Raw genomic sequence first — 21590 nt, forward strand, 5'->3', positions numbered from 1 at the left:
GCCGCGATGAGCCGCGGGGGCGGCCGACCGCGATCGACCATGATCGCGGTCGGCCGCCCCCGCCGCATTCAGCGCGCACCGGAGCGCGTGATGAATTCTGGGAAAACTCTGGGAATGCGCTCGATGAGAATGTGATGTCGGACATATGTGCGGAGTGACCTATCTCCCGGAGTTCCGTCGAAGGTCGATATTCCATTGACACCTTTGGGTAGTCTCACTAGCCTGACAAGGGTGTTCAATTCAGCCGTGATTGTTTCGTGATTGAAGTGTTCGACTCGACAGGCCTCAGTGAGACGGCGTTCGTCCTGGCCGATTCCCTGCGCTTCGCGCAGCTGATTCGGGAGCCCTCTCAAGCCCTGCTGAGCTGAGTCGGTCGAAATTCCGTCTTCATACTCAAAGGAAATCGATGGCCCAGGAGAACTCCACCGGCGTCCCCACCCCTACCGGCGCAGCGCTGCGCGCGACGAGGCCGGGTGCCCACCCAGAGGGGCGCCCGGCGGACCCACCGAGCGGAGGCGCCCCGCTGGTGTCCGTGATCGTCCCCTCGTTCAACTCCGAGGACCACGTCGCCGAGACGATCCGCAGCGTCCTGGCCCAGACCATGGCGGACCTGGAGATCATCGCCGTCGACGACGCCTCCACGGACTCCACCGTCACCATCCTCACCGGCCTGGCGGCGCAGGACTCGCGGATCACCGTCCTGGCGCAGGAGGAGAATCAGGGGGTCGCCCGGGCGAGGAACCGCGGGCTCGAGACCGCCCGGGGGCGCTACATCGCCTACGTCGACTCCGACGACCTGTGGGCGCCCACCAAGCTGGAGCGGCAGCTCTCCTTCATGGGGCGGACCAGGGCCGGGGTGTGCATCACCTCCTACGAGACCATCGAGGAGGACGGCGAGCACCGGAACTACGTCCACGTGCCCCGGTCCTTCACCTACGAGCAGTTCCTCAAGAACACGATGACCTGCACGCTCTCCGTCGTGTTCGACACCACCATCGTCGATCGCTCCCTCCTGGTCATGCCCGACCTGCGCCGCGGGCAGGACGCCGCCACCTGGCTGCGGGTGATGAAGCGGGGCTACCGCTTCCACGGCCTGGACGAGTGCCTCGCCAAGTACAGGAAGACGGCGGGATCCCTGTCCTCCAACAAGATCAAGGCGGTCAGGCGCACCTGGCACCTCTACAGGGATGTCGAGCGCCTGCCCCGCCCCTACGCCGCCTACTGCTTGGCCTGGCAGCTGTCCCACGCGATGATCCGACGCCGGAGGAGCTCCTGATGAGAAAACGGATGGCTGCGCTGCTCTCCCTCACGGGCGCCGCCACCGCGGTCGCTGGGATCAGCGCCCTTCGAGCCCCCGCCCCCCGCCGAGCGGGCGGGGCGGCGGGGCGCCGCATCGGGATCATGGGCCGGATCGACCTCGGCGAGACGATGGTCGACGGCCAGACCGTCAAGACCCGAGTGGTCTACCGCCACCTCGCCGACCGCTTCGGCGCCGACGCCATCCGCACCGTCGACACCCTCGACTACCGCCACCATCCCCTGCGAGTGGCCAAGGACGCGGCGCGCTGCCTGGCCGTGTGCGACGACGTCGTCGTGCTCCTGTCCGACAATGGCCGCCGCTTCTTCTTCCCCGTGCTCGCCCTGGCCGCCTCGGTGCGGGGCACGCGCGTCTTCCACAACCTCATCGGGGGGCGCCTCGCCGACGACATCGAGCGCGACGCCTCGGGCCGCCTGGTGCGCTGCCTCAACGCCTTCCAGGTCAACTGGGTGGAGAGCCGCGCCCTCGTGGCGCGCCTGGCCGAGCTCGGCGTGCGCAACGCCGTCTACCTGCCCAACTTCAAGGACCTCGACACCGGCGCGGCCCGCCTCGACGCGCCCACGGGGCGCCCCGCCCGCCTGTGCACCTTCTCCAGGGTGGTCCCGGGCAAGGGGATCGAGAACGCCGTGCGCGCCGTGACCAGCCTCAACGAGGAGGCGGGCGCCGCCGGGCCCGTGGCCGTGCTCGACATCTACGGGCCCGTCGATGAGGACTACGAGGAGGAGTTCCGCGCCCTCATCGAGAGCGCCCCCCACGCGCGCTACTTGGGCAGCGTCAAGCCCGAGCAGGGCGTCGAGACCATCCGGGACTACTGGGCCCTGCTCTTCCCCACCGAGTTCTGGGGCGAGGGGATCCCCGGCACCATCGTCGATGCCATGGGCGCGGGACTGCCCGTCATCGCCAGCCACTGGGCCTACTACTCCGAGATGCTCACCGACGGCGTGACAGGGCTCGGTTACGACTTCGAGCGTCCCGAGGAGCTCCGCCCGACCATCGAGTCCTTCCTCGCCCTGCCCCGCGAGGAGGTCGAGGCCATGCGCCGCGCCATCCACGAGCGCGCCGCGGCCTACACCGCCGATGCCGTCTTCGATCGGATCGCCCAGGCCCTCACCGCCCGCCCATGAGGCGCGCCCCGCTCCGTCCCCAACGCACATCCCACCGGCCCCGAACCACCCACGGATCACAAGGACGCCCATCGATGACACGCACGCAGCCCGACGGCTCGCAGACGGCCGCGCGATCGCAGCCCGCCATGCGCATCATGCTCGTGACCCACGGGCTGGGAACCGGGGGCGCCGAGATGATGGTCCTCAACCTCGCCCGTGAGCTGCGGCGCGGCGGATGCCCCGTGCTCGTGGTCTGCCTGGGCTCGGGCGACACCGACATCGCCGACGCCCTGCGCGATGCGGACGTGCGCGTGGAGGCGCTGGGCAAGAGGAAGGGCCCGGATCCCCGCGTCACCGCCGGGCTGCGGCGCCTCATCCACGACTTCCGGCCCACCGCCATCCACACCCACCAGCCGGTCCTCGCCTACGTCCTGCCCGCCGTGCGCCTGAGCGGGGCCCACCCCCGCCTCATCCACACCGTCCACTCCGTGGCCACCCATGAGACCCGCCTGCCCGTCCTCCGGCGCTTCAACCGCTACGCCTTCAGCCACGGCGTCGTGCCCGTCGCGCTGGGCGAGGAGGTCCGCGACTCGATCTGCCGCGAGTACCGGCTCGCCCCCGAGGGCGTCCCCGTGGTCCGCAACGGCGTGGACGTGGGCGCCTTCGCCTGCGAGCGCGATCTCGAGCCGACGGGCGAGGGGGCCGGGCGGCGCGCTCCGCGCCTGCTGTGCGTGGCCCGGCTCGCGCGGGTGAAGAACCACGTCCTCCTCCTCGACGCCGTCGCCGCCCTGGCCCACGCCGGCCGCGACGCTAGCCTCACCCTCGTCGGCGATGGCCCCCTCGCCGCCGATCTCGAGCAGCGCGCGAGGGCGCTGGGCATCGCCGACCGCGTTCGCTTCGCGGGCCCCCAGCGCGACACCGCCCCCTTCTACGCCGAGGCCGACCTCTTCGCGCTCGCCTCCGAGCACGAGGGACTGCCCATGAGCATCATCGAAGCCATGGCCGCCGGCCTGCCCGTCGTGGCCACGGCGGTCGGAGGAGTGCCCAGCATCGTCGCCGATGGCGCCAACGGAGCCCTCGTCAACCCCCGCGGCCCCCAGGCCGCCCAGGAGATCGCCGCTGCCGTGGTCAGGATCTGGGAGGACCCCGAGCGCTACGGCCGACTCAGCCGCGCGGCGCTCGCCACGGCGCAGGACTACTCCGCACGAGCCATGATGGAGGCCTACTGTGACCTCTACCGCTGAGACGATCACCGGAACCGGCTCCCGGGCGCGCCTGCGGCCCCGATGGGGCCGGGGCGGCACGACCGGTACGGCCAACGCCCTCAGGGAGGCCCTCGTCGGCTTCGCCCGGCGCTGCTACCCCCTGCGCTACCTCGGCCTGATGATGATCTGCGGGATCCTCATGAAGCCGAGCCTGGTCGATGAGAGCCCATCCCTGGCCCCCCTGGTCAAGGCCCTCACCGCCGTCATCTTCCTCGGGCTCGTCCTGGCCTTCCTCGCCCGCTCGGTGGCGCTGTCGGCCACGCTCACCCTCTTCATCCTCTACCGCCTCGCCTACCTGCCGCCCACTCTGCTGGGCGATGGCGACCTGCTCAACTGGGGGTACGCCTCCATCGCCCAGGTGAGCGTGCTCATGGTCATCGAGCTGCACGTCGGCGGCGATGAGGACTCGCGCAGGCGGCTCCTGAGGGTCCTGACCGACCTCCTCCTCCTCTACCTCATGGTCAATGCCGCGATGATCCTGCTGGGGATCTCCAAGGACGCGGCCGCGGGCGCCCAGTTCTCCCAGCCCTCCTACCTCCTGGGCATCCGCACCAGGGTCACCGACACGATCTTCCCGGCCACGATGCTGGCCTTCCTCTACGACTCCACCTCGGCCAGGCGCTGGGGCTGGCGCTCGGTCATCGCCGTGGGCACCGGCCTGCTCCAGATCGCCTCCCTCCATGTGGCCACGGCCCTCGTGGGCACCGCCATCGCGGCCATCACCTACGTCGTGGTCGCCCTGCGGCCCCATGGGCGGGGCCTGCTGTCCATGAGGGCCGTCACCGTGGGCGGGCTCGTCATCACACTGCTCGTCGTGGTGGCCCGGATCCACCTCCTGTTCACCTCCCTCATCGAGGGCACCCTGGGCAAGTCGCTCACGCTGACAGGGCGCACGGACATCTGGGACTCGGCCCTGCCGATCCTCGCGGACTCGCCGCTGCTGGGCTACGGCATCAACCACGAGTTCGGCAGGTTCGCCCCCGGCACCGACGGCGGCCTGTGGCAGGCCCACAACCAGTACCTGCAGATCATGCACGACGGCGGGCTCATCGCCGTGGGCCTCTTCCTCGCCCTGCTGTGGGTGGCCGGCGCCCGGATGGACCGCTCGAACTGCGACCCGCGCGCCCGGGCCGCCCTGACCTCCGTCTACGCGGCGATGTCGGTGATGGCCGTGAGCGAGATCTACATCTACAACATGGCCCTGTTCATCCTCATCCCCTTCCTCGCCAGCCGGGTCGCCGAGCTGACGGGCGGCCCCCGCGCCGCGACCGGACCCATCGACAGGAGCGCCGACCGATGAGCCTGCCCTCACGAGTGATCCATGGCGCTCGCCGCTCCCTGTCCGCCGCCCAGTTCCGCCGCGCCTCCTCCTCCGGGGCCCTGCGCGCCGGCGAGGACCTGCGCCTGGGCTCCTTCGCCCGCTGCTCCGCCGGCTCCACGCGAGCCCCCTCCGTGACCATCGGCGACCACGTCTTCCTCGACGCCACCCTCATGACGCGAGGCGCGGGAGCCATCGCCATCGGCTCCCACTGCTGGATCGGCGGGGCGGGGGCCACCCTCATCGGCGCCGTCGAGTCGGTCAGCATCGGCTCCGACGTCATCATCTCCACGCACGCCCACATCTTCGACCACAACAGCCATCCCACCGATCCCGAGGCCCGCCTGCGCATGACGCGGGGCGAGCACGGCGGGCCCCTGTGGGACTGGACCGAGGCCGACGCCGCCCCCGTGGTCATCGAGGACAACGTGTGGATCGGGGAGTACACGATGGTGCTCAAGGGGGTGACCATCGGGCGCGGCTCGGTGGTGGCCGCGCACGCCGTCGTCACCAAGGACGTGCCGCCCTACTCGATCGTCGCGGGCAACCCCGCACGAGTCGTCAAGAGGCTGCGGTGAGAAGGATCCCGTCTCGCCGCCCCACCGGCAGCGCCGTCGACTCCCTGCTCCTGGCCAGCGTCAAGATCGTGACGCTGGGCTCGACCATGGCCAACACGATGATCCTATCGCACAGCCTGTCGCTGACCGACTACGGCACCTACGCGCAGGGCGTGCTCCTGGTGACCATCTGCTCCGACTCCACCATCCTGGGGATGGCCGACGCCGTCAACTACTTCTTCAACCGCGGCGGGCAGCGGCGCCTCTCCCGCGCCTATGTGCGCGCCATCGTCATGATCCAGGCGGTCGTGGGCGTGGTGACCGCCCTGGCGATGCTCATCGCCCAGGGCGCCATCGGCGACTACTTCAACAATCCCCTGCTCCCCCCGCTCATCGTCCTGCTCATGGCGCGGCCCATGCTCACGAACATGACCAGCGTCTTCCAGGTCCTCATCGTCTCGATCGGGCAGGCGCGGGTCATCGCGATCCGCAACCTCGTGCTGGCAGCGCTGAAGTTCATCGCGGTCCTCATCACCGCCACCATCACCTCCGACCTGGCGATCCTCTTCGCGATGCTCCTCGCCCTCGACGCGGTGTCCCTGCTGTGGTTCTGGGACAGCTTCCGGCGATGGCAGTACCCCGTGTGGCCCTCCCTGCCCAGTCGGCGCCGCATCCGCCAGATCCTCGGCCTGGCCCTGCCCATGGGCGTCTACGTCCTGACGGCCACCTTCATGAGGCAGATCGGCGCGCTGGTCATCGGCATGAACGAGCCCACCGAGCGCTACGCCGTCTACTCCAACGCCTCCATGGTCCTGCCCCTCGACCTCATCTCCGCCTCCTTCCTCACCGTCATCGTCCCGATCGTCACCCGCTACATCGGCGCCGACCAGAAGGAGCGCATCCGCGACCTCTTCCGGCACTACCTGGCCGTCGGCTACCTGACCACCGGCACCTTCGCCGTGGCCTGCCTCGTGGTCGCCCCCGAGGTCGTGCAGGTCCTCTACGGCGCCCGCTACCTCGACGGCCTGGCCGTCTTCTGCCTCTACCTGGTCACAGCCATGGTGCGCTTCGCCAGCCTCTCGCTCATCCTGTCCGCGGCCGGGAGGACCCGCGCCCTCATGGTGGTCTCGCTGGCGGCCGTCGCCGCCAACGCGGTGCTGTGCCCCCTGCTCTACGCCCTCATCGGCTTCATCGGGCCCGCCGTGGCCTCCGTCGTCGTCAACGCGGCGATGACCTGGGCCCTCCTACGGCTCAGCCTGAAGGAGATCGGCGGAAGCCTGCGCTCGGCCTTCGACCCCCACGACCTGGGCATCTACGCCCTGAGCGCGCTGGCCGCCGCGGCCGCGGGCGCCGGGGCGCGCTGGGCGCTGGTCTCGGTCGGCGCACCCGCGCCCGTGACCGCGGTGATCGTCTTCACCGCCGTGACCGCCGCGGTCCTCGCCCTCAACCGCAGATCCCTCATCGGCTCGCTGCGGGCGATCAACGCGATGAAGTGAGGGCCCCGCCGACATGACCGAGAACGACCGACACGACTGATGTGACCGACATGACCGAGAACGACCGAAGTGATTACCTAGCAGGAAGGCTCCACATGTGTGACGCAACAGGACGGCCCGGCGTGGCCTCCCCCCACGGCATGGCACCGGCCTGGACCGGCGCACCCGGCCGCCCCGGCGAGGAGGTGGCCCGCTGATGACGCTCGAAGACCTCCTCCTGCTCGCCAGGCGCAGCTGGCGCATCCTCTGCGCCGGAATCATCGTGGGCGCCCTCCTCGCCGCCGGCGCGGCGCTGCTCGGCCCCAGGTCGTACACCGCCACATCCATCGCCTACGTCAAGGTGGACGCCTCCATCGCCGCCGCCCAGGACAACCCGACGAGCTACCAGCTCGTCGCCTCCCAGCTGGCCGAGCGCAAGGCCAAGTCCCTCCTGCCCGTCATCACCTCCGAGACCGTGGCCCAGGGGGTCATCGACTCCCTCGGCCTGACGGGCACCACGCCCACAGCCCTGGCCGGCTCCATCAAGGCCGAGCACGTCACCGGGGCCGACACCGTGGTCGTCGAGGCCACCGCCGACTCCCCCGAACGGGCCCGCAGGATCGCCGACGAGACCGTCCGGCAGTCCAACACGGAGTTCGCCGCGCTCAACGGCGATGACATCCCCGTCGGGGTCGAGCTCATGACCTCCGCCGAACTGCGCGCCGCCCCCCGCTCACCGTCGATCATGATGCTCCTGGGGGCCGGCCTCCTCGGGGGGCTCGTCGTCGCCTACCTGGGTGTCCTCGTGGTCGAAGTGCTCAACAAGCGGGTGCGCGGCGCCGGCGAGGCCCTGGCCGTCCTCGACTCGCCGGTCCTGGGCGCCCTGCCCCACTCCGACCTCATCAGGAATGGGGCGGACGCCTCCGACCCGGCCATCGAGGAGGAGCTGCGCAAGCTGCGCACCAACTTCATCCGCGCCACGGCGACCGCCGGCCGCAGCGCCGTCATCTCATCGGCCGCGCGCGGCGAGGGCCGCAGCACCATCACGGTGGGCCTCGCCCGGGTCCTGGCCATGTCCGGTCACCGCGTCGTCCTCGTCGAGGGGGACCTGCGGGCCCCGTCCCTGGCCTCCGTCCTGGGGGTCGATGGCCGCCGGGCGGGCCTGGCCCAGGTGCTCGCCGGCGCCGCCGCCGTCGAGGACGCGCTCGTGCGCACCTCCATGCCGGGCCTGTCGGTCATCCCCGCCGGGGCCCTGCCCGGCAATCCCTCCGAGCTCCTGGGCTCGTCCCGGATGACCGAGCTCCTGGAGAGCCTGTCCGCCGAGGCCATCGTCCTCATCGACTCGCCGCCGAGCTCGCAGGCCACCGACGCCGCAGTACTGGCGGCCCAGGCCGACGGCGCACTGCTCGTGGTCTCCACCGGCACCACCACCAGTGCCCAACTGCGCCAGGCCGCCCAGGCCCTCGAGCAGGGCGGCGGCAGGATCCTCGGCGTCGTCCTCAACGCCGTCAACAAGCGGGGCTTCCTCGACGGCGGCCCGGTCGACGCCCTGATGCCCGGTGGGGCGAGTCGAGCCGATGACGCTCGCCGGGCGATCGGCGCCGGCGCCCCCGCGCCCGCGATCCCGTCCCGCGGCAGCGCCCCCGCCGGGCTCCTGGCCGACCGATCGGGAGAATCATGATCCAGTCATCCTCCTTCAGCGCCTTCCCGACGGCCTCCGAGGCATGGAGGAGGAGAACCTTCTTCCGCCGGGGCCTTCGCGCCGGGGACCTCGCGATCATCCTCCTCGTCGTCGTGTGCGTGGAGAGGCTCTGCCACGTCACCGGTCGCGAGCACATCGGCAGCGGCGTCATGCCCGCCCTCGTGACTCGGGCCCTGCTCATCGCGGCGGTCGCCGTGACCTGGGGGCTGCTGCTGACCAAGGCCGACGTGTACCGCGACCGGGTCCTGGGCCACGGCGCCACCGAGTACAAGCGCGTGGTGTGGGCCACCGTCCTGGAGTTCGCCGGGTTCTCGATCCTGGGGTACATGGTGGGGGTGAGGCTGTCCACCGCCTACCTCGTGGCCGCCCTGGCGATCTCGATCGTGGCCCTCCTGGCATGGCACTGGGCGGCCCGGCGCCGCCTCATCCGCCTCGCCGCCGCGGGGAGCCTCGCGCAGCCCGCCTACGTCGTCGGATCGGTCGGCGCCGTGGCCTCGGCCATCGCCGAGCTCGCCCGGCAGCCGGGGCTCGGCCTGCAGATCCGGGGGGCCTTCGTCTCCGACGAGGACGTCCTCGATGAGCACCCCGACCTCCCCGTGCCCGTCATCGGGGGGGTGGGCAGCCTGCAGGAGACCGTGGAGAGCTCCGAGGGGATCGCCGTCGTGGTCGCGGAGGACTCCGGGCTCACCTCCGCCATGATCCGCAGGCTGAGCCAGTCCCTCGGCGCCGAGGGGCGCCTCATCATGCTGCCCCCGCTCCTGCAGATCGCCAGCTCGCGGCTGTGGATGCGCTCGGCCAGGGGGCTGTCCGCCATCGAGATCCAGCAGCCCCGCGCCGACGTGGCGCACTCACTGCTCAAGCGCACCTCGGACATCATCGCCTCCTCACTGATCATCGTCCTGCTGGTGCCCGTGTGGCTCATCGTCCCGCCCCTGATCTGGATGCAGGACCGCGGCCCGATCCTCTTCCGCCAGACCCGCATCGGCCTGAACGGCAAGCCCTTCAAGATCTGGAAGTTCCGCTCCATGCGGATCAACGCCGACGCCGAGCTCGCCGGGCTCCTGCGGGAGCAGAACCGCACGGACAGCCCCCTGTTCAAGGTCGACAACGACCCGCGCATCACGCGCGTGGGCGCCTTCCTGCGGCGCACCTCCATCGACGAGCTGCCCCAGCTCTTCAACGTCCTGGCTGGCTCGATGAGCCTGGTGGGCCCGCGCCCGCAGGTGGCCAAGGAGGTCGAGCTCTACGACGAGGAGGCCGCCCGGCGCCTGCTCGCCAAACCGGGTATCACCGGGCTGTGGCAGGTCAGCGGCCGCTCCTCCCTCACCTGGGAGGAGGCCATCCGCCTCGACCTGTTCTACGTGGACAACTGGACCCCCGGGCTGGACCTGTGGATCCTGCTGCGCACCGTCAAGGCCGTCCTCCTCCTGGACGGCTCGGCCTGACCGGCCCGGCCGGGCCCGAGCCCCGCGCCCGCGCCCGGCCAACTCACCGTCCGCGTCGATCGCGGAGCCTCCCCTCATCCCGATGCCTCACCGCCACCGGCGCGCTGTCCCAGGCGCGCGGGGCACCACCGAATGATCCTGATGATCCGGCCCCGCGAGGGCCGGGAGGAGAGGAGCACACATGCGCATCTCGATGATCGGATGCGGCTACCTCGGCGCCGTTCACGCGGCGTCGATGGCCGAGATCGGGCACGACGTCGTGGGCATCGACGTCGATGAGACCCGGATCAGCGCCCTCGCGGCCGGGACCGCGCCGTTCTTCGAGCCGGGCTTCGAGGAGGTGCTCTCGCGCAACGTCGCCTCCGGCCGCCTCCGCTTCACCACCGACATCTCCGTCGCCGAGGGCTGTCAGGTCCACTTCATCGGCGTCGGGACGCCCCAGACGCCCTCAGGCGCCGCCGACATGGCCTACGTGGACAGCGCCGTCGACGCCCTGGCGCCCCACCTGGGCGGGTTCCGCGGGGGCGAGGAGATCGTCGTCGGCAAGTCGACCGTCCCGGTGGGCACGGCGACGCGCCTGGCCGAGCGCTTCGAGGCCGCGGGCGCCACCCTGGTGTGGAATCCCGAGTTCCTGCGCGAGGGCTTCGCGGTCAAGGACACCCTCGAGCCCGACCGCATGGTCTACGGCCTGCCGGCCGATCCCTCACGGGCCGAGGCGGCCGCCGCCGTGCTCGACGAGGTCTACGGCCCCATCCTCGCCACCGGCGTCAAGCGCCTGACCATGGACTACGCGACGGCGGAGCTGGTCAAGGTCAGCGCCAACTCCTTCCTCGCCATCAAGATCTCCTTCATCAACGCCGTCGCCCAGGTCTGCGACGCCGCCGGCGCCGACGTCACCGCCCTGGCCGAGGCCATCGGCCTGGACGCGCGCATCGGCCACCGCTTCCTGCGCGCCGGCATCGGCTTCGGCGGGGGATGCCTGCCCAAGGACATCCGTGCCTTCCGGGCGCGCGCGGCCGAGCTGGGCGCGGGCGAGGCCCTCGAGATCCTCGCCGAGGCGGACCGCGTGAATCTGAGGGCCCGCGCCCTCGTGCTCGACAAGGCCCGCCAGATGCTCGGCGACGGCCTGCCCGGTGCCCGTGTGGCGATCCTGGGCGCCGCCTTCAAGCCCGACAGCGATGACATGCGCGACTCGCCCGCCCTCGAGATCGCCGGCCGGCTCGCCGCCGTCGGCGCGCGCGTGGCGATCACCGATCCTCAGGCCGGCGCCATCCTCGCCGAGCAGGACCGCGAGGGGCTGGAGGTCTGCGGCACCGCCGATGAGGCGCTGCGCGGCGCCGACCTGGCGGTCCTGGCCACCGAGTGGCGCCAGTTCACGTCCATCGACCCCGCGCGCGCGGCCTCCCTCATGCGCCGCGCCAACATCATCGACGGCCGCAACTCCCTTGACGCGGGGGCCTGGAAGGAGGCGGGCTTCTCCTACGCGGGGATGGGCCGGCGCTGAGTCCGCCCCGGGGCCAGTACAGTTGCCTCTCGCGGGCCGGCGCGGGCATGGCGCGGGCGCGCGGGCGATGAGGAGGACGAGTGATGACCCACCACCACCAGGGATCCGGCTCCGCGGCGAGCGCTGGGGGCGGGCCCGGCAGCGGGGGCGGGGCCCCCTCCCACCCGGGCGCGGCCTTCGGCATCCCCGCCCATGCCACCGCCGAGGAGGTCGTCGACGCCGTCTTCGGCGCCGGGGACGGGGGAGAGGGGATCGACCCGGCGCTCCTGCCCTACCTCGAGGCCGCCGACGCCCCGGCGGCCGGAGCGCCGGGCTCGGCGGCCGCGGGCCTCAGCCTCGCCGAGGTCGGCCAGGCCCGCAGGGCACGGGCCGAGGCGCGCTCGGCGGCCGAGGCCGAGGATCTGGCGGCCCTGCGCGAGCTCGTCGCCCACAACATGCTGGCCTCGGGGGACCCCGATGAGCTCGACGCGCTCCTGGCCGAGGTCGACGCCGACGAGTCCGATGACTGGGAGTCCTGGGAGCCCGTCCTGCCCGACACCGGGGGCGATCCCGGCGAACACGACGCCCACCGCCGGGCCCTGCTGGCGGCGGCCCGCGGCGTCGAGGTGAGCGAGCGCATGCGGCAGGTCGAGGCCGAGATCCTCTCCCGCGCCCCCGAGCACCGCGTCCAGCCCTCCCTGGAGCGCATCGAGGCGGTCATGGACATCCTGGGGCACCCCGAGCGCGCCTACAGGGTCATCCACATCACCGGCACCAACGGCAAGACCTCGACCGCCCGCATGGTCGAGCGCCTGGTGGCCGCCGCGGGCCTGCGCACCGGCCGCTTCACCAGCCCGCACCTGGCCACGATCCGCGAGCGCATCAGCCTGGACGGCGAGCCCATCGGCGAGGCGGGCTTCATCGCCGCCTGGGAGGACGTGGCCCCCTACATCGCGATGGTCGACGAGCGCTCCCAGGCCGATGGCGGCCCGAGGATGAGCTTCTTCGAGGTCCTCACCGTCATGGCGCTGGCGGCCTTCGCCGATCACCCCGTTGACGCCGCCATCATCGAGGTCGGCATGGGCGGCACCTGGGACTGCACGAATGTCGTGGACTCCGATGTCGAGGTCATCACCCCCATCGGCCTGGACCACGCCTCCTGGCTCGGGAGCACGATCCGCGAGGTCGCCCGGAACAAGGCGGGCATCATCAAGGACGGCGCCACCCTCATCACATCGGTCCAGGTGCCCGAGGCGCAGGAGGTCATCGCCGATGCGGCGGCCGCCCGCCGCGTCGTGTGGCGCAGGGAGCTCGACCCCGATGAGGATCCCGGCGAGCCGGGCGCCGGTGAGCTGAGTGTGCGCTCGCGCGAGCTGGCCGTGGGCGGCCAGCTCGTCACGCTGGCCACGGCGGCCGCCGTCTACGAGGACGTCTTCGTGCCCCTCCACGGCGAGTACCAGGCGCATAACGCGCTGCTGGCGCTCGCGGCGGCCGAGGCCTTCTTCGGGGGGCGCGCCCTTCCACCGGCCCTCGTGGAGGAGGGCTTCGCCTCGACGACCTCCCCGGGACGCCTGGAGGTCCTGCGCTCGTCCCCGACCGTCATCGTCGACGCCGGGCACAACCCGCACGGCGTGGCCGCCCTCATGCCCGCCATCGAGGAGGCATTCGGCTTCAGTCACCTCGTCGCCGTCATGGGCGCGATGGCGGACAAGGACGTCGAGGGCATCCTGTCGCTCCTCGAGCCCGCCTGCGACGCAGTGGTCTGCGTGCCGATCGACTCCCCCCGCGCCATGGACGCGGAGGACCTGGGGGCCGTCGCCCGGGAGGTCTTCGGGGAGGACCGCGTCCAGGTGGCGCAGGCCCTCGCCGACGGGGTCGACCGCGCCGTCGCCCTCTCCGAGGGCGGTGACGGGCCGCTGACCGCCTCAGGCGTGCTGATCGTGGGCTCGGTGGTTCTGGCCGCCGAGGCGCGGGCCCTGTTCCGCCGCCCCTGAGCCCGCCGACGCGGTATCGTCGCCCCACCGCGGCGGCCCTTGCGACGGGACCCGATCACCGGTCCCGCCCATGATCCCGCCGAGAGGCGCCCGCCCGCCACCGACTCCCGAAGGACACCTCATGACCGCCTCACCCAGCCGCATCCTCATCCTCATCAAGCCCGACGGCGTGCGCCGCCGCCTCACCGGCGAGATCCTGCGCCGCATCGAGGCCAAGGGCTACGCCCTCACCGCCCTCAAGCTCATCACCCCCACCGAGGAGGTCCTCGCCGCCCACTACGCCGAGCACGTGGAGCGCCCCTTCTACCCCGGGCTCGTGGAGTACATGACCTCCGGGCCGGTGGTCGCCGCCGTGGTGGAGGGCCACCGGGTCGTGGAGGGCTGCCGATCCCTCATGGGCGCCACCGATCCGACGGCGGCGGCGCCCGGCACCATCCGCGGCGACCTGGCCCGCGACTGGGGCACGAGCGCCATTGAGAACCTCATCCACGGTTCGGACTCCGAGGCCTCCGCCGTCCGCGAGATCTCCATCTGGTTCCCCGAGCTCGGCTGAGTCCCTCGCCTGGCGAACGACGGCGGCCCGCCCCTAGAAGGGGCGGGCCGCCGTCGTCAAAGCGGGATCGGGGGAGGGGATCAGTAGTGGCTGACCACCGTGGTTCCGTTGTCCGCCCAGGTGTACATCCACTGAGCCTCGTCGACGGGCATGTTGAGGCAGCCGTGCGAGCCCGAGTAGCCGAAGGAGGAGCGCCACGGGGCGCCGTGGAAGGCGTACCCGCTGTGGAAGTAGCTCACCCAGGGCACGTCCTCGGTGACGTAGTCGGAGCCATCGGCGTTCTGACCGCGCATCGTCTGCGTCTCGTACTTGAGGTAGACGTGGTACGTGCCGGTGACCGTCGGCGTCTCCGCGGCGCCATCGACGATCGAGACGGGCCCGCGCACGACGGTCGCCCCCTCGTAGGAGGTCACCGTCTTGGCCGAGAGGTCGACATCCACCCACTTCTCGCCGGGGGCGGCCTGGTAGTTGAGGTTCTCGGCGCCGTCGGCGATGGTCCGCTGCGTCCACTTCTCCTCGCCGACCTGCATCTCGAAGGCCCCGGAGTAGCCGGTGCCCTTGCCCAGGGCCTCGGAGATCGAGGTGGACAGGGCATCCGCGTTCTTGACCGTCTGGCTCTTGACCGCCTCGACGGGGGTCGCCACGACATCGCCCTTGGAATTGACGTTCCTCGTGCCCTGGACCTCGTCGATGTTCTCCTCACTGGCCTGGTCGGCCACCCAGGAGGAGACCTTGGCGGAGTCGATCGACAGCGTCGGGGCGGCGTCGTTGCTCGTGGACACGCTGATCCAGGAGGCCTTGGTGGACTCGTCGGGGCTGTAGGAGTCCTTGCCGGAGGCGTCGGAGATCGTCACGTCCTGGCTGATCCAGCTGTTCGCGGTGTCGGCCACGGCCTGGGCGTCCGCATCCGAGACCGCGGGCGCCTGGGTGCTCATCGACACGGAGGCGCTGGCTGGGGCCAGGGCCGAGGCGGCCTCGGCGCCGGCCCGGGCCAGGGGGGCGGGGTCGATGCTCGTCCCCGACACCGCCGGCGTCACCGTGAAGGAGGTGCCCTCCGCGTCGAGCCCGATCTCCGCGTTGCGCGCGCGGACCTTGTCGGCGGGGATGAGCGAGGAGGCGTAGGCGTCGGTGACGGCGGCATCGGTGGTCGTGACCACGGGCAGGTCCTCGGATGAGAACAGTGTGGTCAGGCGGTCCCCGGCGGTGGCGCCGCGCGCCAGGGCGGCGTCGGCCGTCGCACCCGCGTCCACGGTGATGCCGAGGTCCGCCAGTGTCGCGGTGGCGGTCGCGTCCCCGGAGACGGCGACCGTGGCCGATTCCGATCTCGATGCGATCATCGAGGCGATCTCGTCGCGCGTCATGCCCGACACATCGGTCCCCGCGATCGCGGTGCCGGGAACGGCCCGGTCCGCGTAGTGGCTCGTGTAGGCGTAAGCGCCCGTGCCCGCGCCGGCCACGAGCAGCAGCAGTCCCAGCCCCGCCCACAGGGGCCAGCGGCGATGGCGCGCGGGCGCCGCCCCTGCCGCCTCCGTGCTGTTGTCCAGTAGAGTCTCTCCGGTCATCACATGCCTTCGATCATGCCCGCCCCGTGAGCCCCCTCCTCGGGGAGGGGAGGGGCGCGCTGTCCCAGTCCGGCCCCGCGAGCGTGCAGAACCGGCCACGAAACCATCACACGTCACTGCGCCCTCGGAGTCAACGCCCTTGGCTGCGAGTTCCCTGTGAGATCTCTTAACGCCCGCGAGAATCCGCGGGTCATGGGGCACTCGTGGGGAGTCCTTCCCACCCCCGGTACCAATGGGTGGACAGGGTCGGCGGCGCGGCGCGCCCGGGAGGCGGGCACGGGCGGGCGAGGGCTCCCATGGGCGCGCGGCCGGCAGCGGCACGACTAGACTCCTGCCCATGTCTGCCATCTCCTCCGCCGAGGTCGCGCGGGTCGCGGCGCTCGCGCGCGTGGCCCTGACCGATGAGGAGGTGACGCGCCTGGCCGGTGAGCTGGACGCCGTCGCCTCCTCCTTCGCCCGGGTCACCTCCGTTGTCACCCCCGATCTGCCGGCGACCTCCCACCCCGTGCCACTGACCAATGTCCTGCGCGAGGACGTCCCCGGCCCGACCCTCGACGTCGACGAGCTCCTCGCCGGCGCCCCCGCGGCCGAGGACTCCATGTTCCTCGTGCCCCAGATCCTCGGAGAGGAGTCCGGCTCATGAGCGAGGCCCGCTCCCTGCCCGCCCTCATCCGGGCCACCGCCGCCGAGCAGGCCGAGGCCCTTGCCCGCGGTGAGGTGAGCTCCCGAGAGCTCACCGGCGCCCACCTGGAGCGCATCAGCGCCGTCGATGGCGCCGTCGGGGCCTTCCTCGACGTCGATGCCGACAAGGCCCTGGCCGATGCCGACGCCGCCGACGCCGCCCGCGCCGCCGGGCGGGCCGGCGAGCCCCCGCACGAGCTCACCGGCGTGCCCGTGGCCGTCAAGGACCTCTTCGCCACCCGTGGGCAGGTCACCACGGCCGCCTCCAGGATCCTTCAGGGATGGGTCCCGCCCTACGACGCCACGGCGGTGACCGCGCTGCGCGAGGCGCACTTGCCGATCCTGGGCAAGACCAACCTCGACGAGTTCGCCATGGGCGGCTCCACCGAGCACTCCGCCTTCAAGCGCACCGCCAACCCGTGGGACCTCGGGCGCATCCCCGGAGGATCCTCCGGCGGCTCGGCCGCCGCCGTCGGCGCTTACGAGGCCCCTCTGGCCCTGGGCACCGACACCGGCGGCTCCATCCGCCAGCCCGCCGCCGTCACCGGCACCGTCGGCGTCAAGCCGACCTACGGCACCGTCTCGCGCTTCGGCGTCATCGCCATGGCCTCCTCCCTGGACACGCCCGGCCCCATGGCCCGCACCGTCCTGGACACGGCCCTCCTGCACGACGTCATCGGCGCGCACGACCCGCTGGACTCCACCTCGCTGGCCGACGCCCCCCGCGGCATGGCCGCCATCGTCCGCGCGGCCCGGGCCGGGCGGGATCTGACGGGCCTGCGCGTGGGCGTCATCTCCGAGCTCGACGGCGGCGAGGGCTACGACCCCGGCGTCCTCGACTCCTTCCACGCCGCCCTGGCCCTGCTCGAGGCCGCCGGCGCGAGTGTCGAGACGGTCGGCCTGCCCCACCTGGAGTACGCGCTCGACGCCTACTACCTCATCATGCCCGCCGAGGCCTCCTCCAACCTCGCCCGCTACGACGGCATGCGCTACGGCCTGCGCGTCGAGCCCGCCAACGGGCCCGTCACCGCCGAGACCGTCATGGCCGCCACGCGCGGCGCGGGCTTCGGCGACGAGGCCAAGCGGCGCATCATCCTGGGCACCCACGTCCTGTCCGCGGGCTACTACGACGCCTACTACGGGTCCGCCCAGAAGGTCCGCACCCTCGTGCAGCGCGACTTCGCCGCCGCCTGGGAGCGCGCCGACGTGCTCGTCTCCCCGACGACGCCGGTCACCGCCTACCGCTTCGGGGAGAAGGACGACCCGTTGGCCATGTACAAGCTGGACGTCACGACGATCCCGGCCAACCTCGCCGGCATCCCGGGCATGAGCCTGCCCTCGGGGCTGAGCGGGGGCCTGCCCGTCGGCTTCCAGATCCTGGCGCCCCAGCGCGCCGACGACCGCCTCTACCGCGTCGGCGGGGTGCTGGAGGCGGCCCTGGAGGAGACCTGGGGCGGGCACCTGCTGGCCCGGGCCCCCGAGCTGGAGGAGGAGCAGCGATGAGCGACACCCTGATGGACTACGACGAGGCCGTGCGCCGCTACGACCCGGTCATCGGCCTGGAGGTGCACGTCGAGCTCGGCACCGCCACGAAGATGTTCGACGCCGCCCCCAATGCCTTCGGCGGGGAGCCGAACTCCCGCGTCACCCCCACATCCGTGGGCCTGCCCGGCGCGCTGCCGGTGGTCAACAAGCGGGGCGTGGAGTACGCCATCCGCATCGGCCTGGCCCTGGGCTGCAAGATCGCCGAGTCCTGCCGCTTCGCGCGCAAAAACTACTTCTACCCGGACCTGGCCAAGGACTTCCAGACCTCCCAGTCCGACGAGCCCATCGCCTTCGACGGCGCCCTGGAGGTCGAGCTCGAGGATGGCGCGCTGTTCACAGTGCCGATCGAGCGCGCCCACATGGAGGAGGACGCCGGCAAGAACACGCACATCGGCGGCGCTGACGGCCGCATCGAGGGCGCCAGTCACTCCCTGGTGGACTACAACCGCGCCGGCGTGCCACTGGTGGAGATCGTCTCCCGGCCGATCATCGGCGCCGGGGCCAGAGCGCCGGAGGTGGCCGCCGCCTACGTGCGCTCCCTGCGCGACATCTTCCGCGCACTGGGGGTCAGCGAGGCCCGCATGGAGCGCGGCAATGTCCGCGCCGACGTCAACGTCTCCCTGCGCGAGGGCCCGGACGCGCCGCTGGGCACCCGCACCGAGACCAAGAACGTCAACACCTTCCGCGGGATCGACGCCGTCATCCGCTACGAGATCTCCCGCCAGGCCGCCATCCTGGCCAGTGGAGGGCAGGTCCTCCAGGAGACCCGCCACGGCCAGGCCGACGGCACCACGCGCGCCGGGCGCGTGAAGTCCGACGCCGACGACTACCGCTACTTCCCCGAACCCGATCTCGTGCCGGTGGCCCCCAGTCGGGAATGGGTCGAGGAGATCCGCGCGGCCCTGCCCGAGCTTCCCGCTGCTAAGCGCCGCCGTCTCAAGGCCGAGTGGGACCTCAGCGACACCGAGATGCGCGACGTCGTCAACGCCGGTGCCCTGGAGCTCATCGAGGCCACCGCTCTGGCCGGGACCACCGGGCAGGCCGCCCGCAAGTGGTGGATGGGCGAGCTCGCCCGCGCCGCCAAGGAGCAGGAGATCGCGCTGGAGGAGCTGGCGGTCACCCCCGCCCAGGTGGCCGAGCTCCAGGGACTCGTGGACTCGGGGCGCCTCACCGACAAACTCGCCCGGCAGGTCCTGACCGGCGTGCTCGCGGGCGAGGGAGATCCCGAGGCCGTCGCCTCCGCACGCGGCCTGGAGGTCGTCTCCGACGAGTCCGCGCTCGCGGCCGCCATCGATGAGGCGCTGGCCGCGCAGCCCGACGTCGCCGACAAGATCCGGGGCGGCAAGGTCCAGGCCGCCGGTGCGATCGTGGGCGCCGTCATGAGGGCCACCAAGGGCCAGGCCGATGCCAGGCGCGTGCGCGAGCTCATCATGGAGCGCGTCCAGGGCTGAGGCGCGGCGCCGTCCTTCGGCGCCCTGCTTCCGGTGCTCCGGCGCGCCCGCCACGAGGGGCGGGCGCGCCGGAGCACCTCTCGTGCAGGGACGGCCCGTGGGGGAGGGCTGGGGAATCAGACAAGCGCGGGTCGTCTTGCCTGACGGTCGCGCCGGATCCGATGGGCGGGGCAAGGGGGATAGTCTTCGGCCGAATCATTCCCAGCCCAGGCGGTCGGCGAGTGGCGCCGACGGACACCGCCTCGAAGGAGCCAGCATGGTCCAGCCCAGTCCCAGTTACACCGTGGCCCTGCACATGGAGGTCCCCGCGTCCCAGCGGGTCGTCGCGAAGCTGGTGGACACCGCCACCGCGACCGGCGCCGTCGTCACCGGTGTCGACGTCTCGGACTCCGATGGCGACAGCCTCGTCGTCGACCTGACCGCCGACACCCGCGACTCCGTGCACCGCGGCGAGCTCGTCAAGGCGCTGCGCGCCATCGACGGCGTCATCGTGGAGAACGTCGGGGACTCCACCTTCCTGGCCCACGTGGGCGGCAAGATCGAGATCTCCTCGAAGTACCCGGTGCGCAACCGCCGCGACCTCGCCCGCGTCTACACCCCCGGCGTCGCCCGCGTCTGCAAGGCCATTCACGACCACCCCGAGCGGGCCCGCAAGCTGACCATCAAGAAGAACACCGTTGCCGTGGTCACCGACGGCACGGCGGTGCTCGGCCTGGGGGACATCGGCCCGGCCGCGGCGATGCCCGTCATGGAGGGCAAGGCCATCCTCTTCAAGCAGTTCGGCGGCGTCGATGCCTGGCCCGTCGCCCTGGACACGAAGGACCCCGAGGAGATCATCGCGATCTGCAAGGCCATCGCCCCGGCCTACGGCGGCATCAACCTCGAGGACATCGCCGCTCCCAAGTGCTTCGACATCGAGGCCCGCCTGCGCGAGGAGCTCGACATCCCCGTCTTCCACGACGACCAGCACGGCACCGCCGTCGTCACGCTCGCCGCGCTCATCAACGCCCTCAAGGTGGTCGGCAAGCGCATCGAGGACGTGCGCATCGTCCTGTCCGGCGTGGGCGCGGCGGGCAGCGCCATCGCCAAGCTGCTCATGGCCCACGGCGCCACGGACATCGTGGGCTACGGGCGCACCGGCGCCCTGCACAGCGGGGACACCACGGGCATGAACGAGCACCGCAAGTGGCTCGCCGAGAACACCAACCCCCGAGGGGTCACCGGGACTCTCAAGGAGGGACTGGCGGGGGCCGATGTCCTCATCGGCGTCTCCAGCGGCAATCTGCTGACCCCCGAGGACCTGGACGTCATGGCCGACGGCGCCATCGTCTTCGCCATGGCGAACCCGACACCCGAGGTCGATCCGATCGGAGCCGCCGACCACGTCAGCGTGGTCGCCACCGGGCGCTCCGACTTCCCCAACCAGATCAACAACGTCCTGGCCTTCCCCGGCCTCTTCCGGGGCCTTCTCGACACGGGGATCACCAACATCTCCACCGAGCTGCTCCGCGCCGCCGCCACCGGCATCGCCTCGGTGATCAGCGACGACGAGATCAGCCCCGTCTACATCATCCCCAACGCCTTCGACACGCGCGTGGCTGACGCCGTGGCCGCCGCCGTGCGCCGCTTCGCCGAGGACTGAGGCACGGAGCGCGCATCGACGTCCATCGCGGGTGGGGCGCCGGGCCTGGTGGCCCGGCGCCCCACCCATATGCGATCGGGCCGGCGCCCGCCTGGCGGCGACGGGGCGCCGATGGGTGAAGGCGGGCGCGGGCAGGGCGGCAACGGATGCCGGAGGGAGCAGACGGAGGCGGATCACGGGCCGGATGTGTTCCGCCTCATGCCCGGAGGATTTGACCTTTCGGGGAGGTCGCGGGCTAAAGTTCTCTGCGTCGCCGCGAGGGCCTGAGAGTCCGAAGCGCGACACCGGAGATCACATTCGGAACGATACGGGAGATGAGGGTCACGAACCCTCGATTTGACCGAGGAATATCGATCCGTTAATCTTCTCCTTGTGCCTCTTCGTGGTGGTGGCCCTTTTGTGGGGTTGTTGTTGTGGGGTGGGTGTGTTGTTTGAGAACTCGATAGCGTGTCATGCTTGTTTATGTCTTGTTTTTTGTTTGGCCTGTGCTGCT

General features: G+C 71.6%; 16 protein-coding genes. 15 read left to right on the top strand and 1 reads right to left on the bottom strand.

All coding sequences use genetic code 11. The features are described from left to right. The first annotated feature begins 406 nt into the window (after nucleotides 1-406). From B1H55_RS02970 to ndk, 11 genes are all read left to right on the top strand, one after another. Nucleotides 407-1276 carry a glycosyltransferase family 2 protein gene (locus tag B1H55_RS02970; RefSeq protein WP_077239936.1) on the top strand — a complete coding sequence of 290 codons (870 nt, stop codon included), beginning with the start codon at nucleotides 407-409 and terminating at the stop codon, nucleotides 1274-1276. Then, complete coding sequence (locus B1H55_RS02975; RefSeq protein ID WP_143221346.1) at nucleotides 1276-2442, top strand: glycosyltransferase family 4 protein; 1167 nt, start codon at nucleotides 1276-1278, stop codon at nucleotides 2440-2442. Before B1H55_RS02970 ends, B1H55_RS02975 begins: the two co-directional genes overlap by 1 nt. A 74-nt stretch (nucleotides 2443-2516) precedes the next feature. Continuing rightward, nucleotides 2517-3668, top strand: a complete 1152-nt coding sequence (locus tag B1H55_RS02980) for a glycosyltransferase (RefSeq protein WP_073451228.1) — start codon at nucleotides 2517-2519, stop codon at nucleotides 3666-3668. Beyond that, a complete protein-coding gene (locus tag B1H55_RS02985; RefSeq protein WP_080461565.1) occupies nucleotides 3652-4989 on the top strand; it encodes an O-antigen ligase family protein in 1338 nt (445 codons plus the stop codon). Before B1H55_RS02980 ends, B1H55_RS02985 begins: the two co-directional genes overlap by 17 nt. Next, entirely contained in the window at nucleotides 4986-5585 is a 600-nt protein-coding gene (locus tag B1H55_RS02990) for an acyltransferase (protein WP_231952576.1), read from the top strand. The genes B1H55_RS02985 and B1H55_RS02990 overlap by 4 nt, the downstream gene beginning before the upstream one ends. Next, a complete protein-coding gene (locus B1H55_RS02995) occupies nucleotides 5582-7060 on the top strand; it encodes a lipopolysaccharide biosynthesis protein (protein WP_073451230.1) in 1479 nt (492 codons plus the stop codon). Before B1H55_RS02990 ends, B1H55_RS02995 begins: the two co-directional genes overlap by 4 nt. A gap of 196 nt (nucleotides 7061-7256) precedes the next feature. Continuing rightward, entirely contained in the window at nucleotides 7257-8720 is a 1464-nt protein-coding gene (locus B1H55_RS03000) for a tyrosine-protein kinase domain-containing protein (protein ID WP_073451231.1), read from the top strand. Then, nucleotides 8717-10186: a sugar transferase gene (locus B1H55_RS03005; protein WP_073451232.1), complete on the top strand. Its 1470-nt coding sequence runs from the start codon at nucleotides 8717-8719 to the stop codon at nucleotides 10184-10186. The genes B1H55_RS03000 and B1H55_RS03005 overlap by 4 nt, the downstream gene beginning before the upstream one ends. 181 nt (nucleotides 10187-10367) lie before the next feature. After that, nucleotides 10368-11690: a UDP-glucose dehydrogenase family protein gene (locus B1H55_RS03010; protein ID WP_073451233.1), complete on the top strand. Its 1323-nt coding sequence runs from the start codon at nucleotides 10368-10370 to the stop codon at nucleotides 11688-11690. Between the two features lie 83 nt (nucleotides 11691-11773). Beyond that, the gene (locus B1H55_RS03015; protein ID WP_231952574.1) at nucleotides 11774-13663 is read left to right on the top strand and encodes a bifunctional folylpolyglutamate synthase/dihydrofolate synthase; all 1890 of its coding nucleotides are present in this window, start codon (nucleotides 11774-11776) and stop codon (nucleotides 13661-13663) included. 121 nt (nucleotides 13664-13784) lie between these two features. Then, nucleotides 13785-14216 (top strand): nucleoside-diphosphate kinase, encoded by a 432-nt coding sequence (ndk, locus tag B1H55_RS03020; protein ID WP_077239940.1) that lies wholly within the window; start codon nucleotides 13785-13787, stop codon nucleotides 14214-14216. 80 nt (nucleotides 14217-14296) lie between these two features. Here ndk and B1H55_RS03025 read toward each other — a convergent pair whose 3' ends face one another. Beyond that, nucleotides 14297-15778, bottom strand: coding sequence for a L,D-transpeptidase (locus B1H55_RS03025; protein WP_073451235.1), 1482 nt, complete (start codon nucleotides 15776-15778; stop codon nucleotides 14297-14299). Between the two features lie 337 nt (nucleotides 15779-16115). Here B1H55_RS03025 and gatC point away from each other — a divergent pair, with 337 nt between their 5' ends. From gatC to B1H55_RS03045, 4 genes are all read left to right on the top strand, one after another. Beyond that, a complete protein-coding gene (gene gatC / locus B1H55_RS03030) occupies nucleotides 16116-16421 on the top strand; it encodes an Asp-tRNA(Asn)/Glu-tRNA(Gln) amidotransferase subunit GatC (protein WP_073451236.1) in 306 nt (101 codons plus the stop codon). Further along, a complete protein-coding gene (gatA, locus tag B1H55_RS03035; protein WP_073451237.1) occupies nucleotides 16418-17962 on the top strand; it encodes an Asp-tRNA(Asn)/Glu-tRNA(Gln) amidotransferase subunit GatA in 1545 nt (514 codons plus the stop codon). Before gatC ends, gatA begins: the two co-directional genes overlap by 4 nt. Beyond that, nucleotides 17959-19455 (top strand): Asp-tRNA(Asn)/Glu-tRNA(Gln) amidotransferase subunit GatB, encoded by a 1497-nt coding sequence (gene gatB, locus B1H55_RS03040; protein WP_073451238.1) that lies wholly within the window; start codon nucleotides 17959-17961, stop codon nucleotides 19453-19455. Before gatA ends, gatB begins: the two co-directional genes overlap by 4 nt. 256 nt (nucleotides 19456-19711) lie before the next feature. Further along, nucleotides 19712-21097: an NAD-dependent malic enzyme gene (locus B1H55_RS03045; RefSeq protein ID WP_073451239.1), complete on the top strand. Its 1386-nt coding sequence runs from the start codon at nucleotides 19712-19714 to the stop codon at nucleotides 21095-21097. The last annotated feature ends 493 nt before the right edge of the window (nucleotides 21098-21590 follow it).

The sequence above is a fragment of the Actinomyces denticolens genome (genome assembly GCF_002072185.1).
GTDB lineage: Bacteria > Actinomycetota > Actinomycetes > Actinomycetales > Actinomycetaceae > Actinomyces > Actinomyces denticolens.

What these genes read in the sequence shown, in the direction of transcription:
- B1H55_RS03010 (WP_073451233.1), top strand. Translation starts at nt 10,368, where the DNA reads ATGCGCATCTCGATGATCGGATGCGGCTACCTCGGCGCCGTTCACGCG.
- B1H55_RS03005 (WP_073451232.1), top strand. Translation starts at nt 8,717, where the DNA reads ATGATCCAGTCATCCTCCTTCAGCGCCTTCCCGACGGCCTCCGAGGCA.
- gatA (WP_073451237.1), top strand. Translation starts at nt 16,418, where the DNA reads ATGAGCGAGGCCCGCTCCCTGCCCGCCCTCATCCGGGCCACCGCCGCC.
- B1H55_RS03025 (WP_073451235.1), bottom strand. Translation starts at nt 15,778, where the DNA reads ATGACCGGAGAGACTCTACTGGACAACAGCACGGAGGCGGCAGGGGCG.
- gatC (WP_073451236.1), top strand. Translation starts at nt 16,116, where the DNA reads ATGTCTGCCATCTCCTCCGCCGAGGTCGCGCGGGTCGCGGCGCTCGCG.
- B1H55_RS02970 (WP_077239936.1), top strand. Translation starts at nt 407, where the DNA reads ATGGCCCAGGAGAACTCCACCGGCGTCCCCACCCCTACCGGCGCAGCG.
- gatB (WP_073451238.1), top strand. Translation starts at nt 17,959, where the DNA reads ATGAGCGACACCCTGATGGACTACGACGAGGCCGTGCGCCGCTACGAC.
- B1H55_RS02975 (WP_143221346.1), top strand. Translation starts at nt 1,276, where the DNA reads ATGAGAAAACGGATGGCTGCGCTGCTCTCCCTCACGGGCGCCGCCACC.
- B1H55_RS03045 (WP_073451239.1), top strand. Translation starts at nt 19,712, where the DNA reads ATGGTCCAGCCCAGTCCCAGTTACACCGTGGCCCTGCACATGGAGGTC.
- B1H55_RS02990 (WP_231952576.1), top strand. Translation starts at nt 4,986, where the DNA reads ATGAGCCTGCCCTCACGAGTGATCCATGGCGCTCGCCGCTCCCTGTCC.
- ndk (WP_077239940.1), top strand. Translation starts at nt 13,785, where the DNA reads ATGACCGCCTCACCCAGCCGCATCCTCATCCTCATCAAGCCCGACGGC.
- B1H55_RS03000 (WP_073451231.1), top strand. Translation starts at nt 7,257, where the DNA reads ATGACGCTCGAAGACCTCCTCCTGCTCGCCAGGCGCAGCTGGCGCATC.
- B1H55_RS03015 (WP_231952574.1), top strand. Translation starts at nt 11,774, where the DNA reads ATGACCCACCACCACCAGGGATCCGGCTCCGCGGCGAGCGCTGGGGGC.
- B1H55_RS02980 (WP_073451228.1), top strand. Translation starts at nt 2,517, where the DNA reads ATGACACGCACGCAGCCCGACGGCTCGCAGACGGCCGCGCGATCGCAG.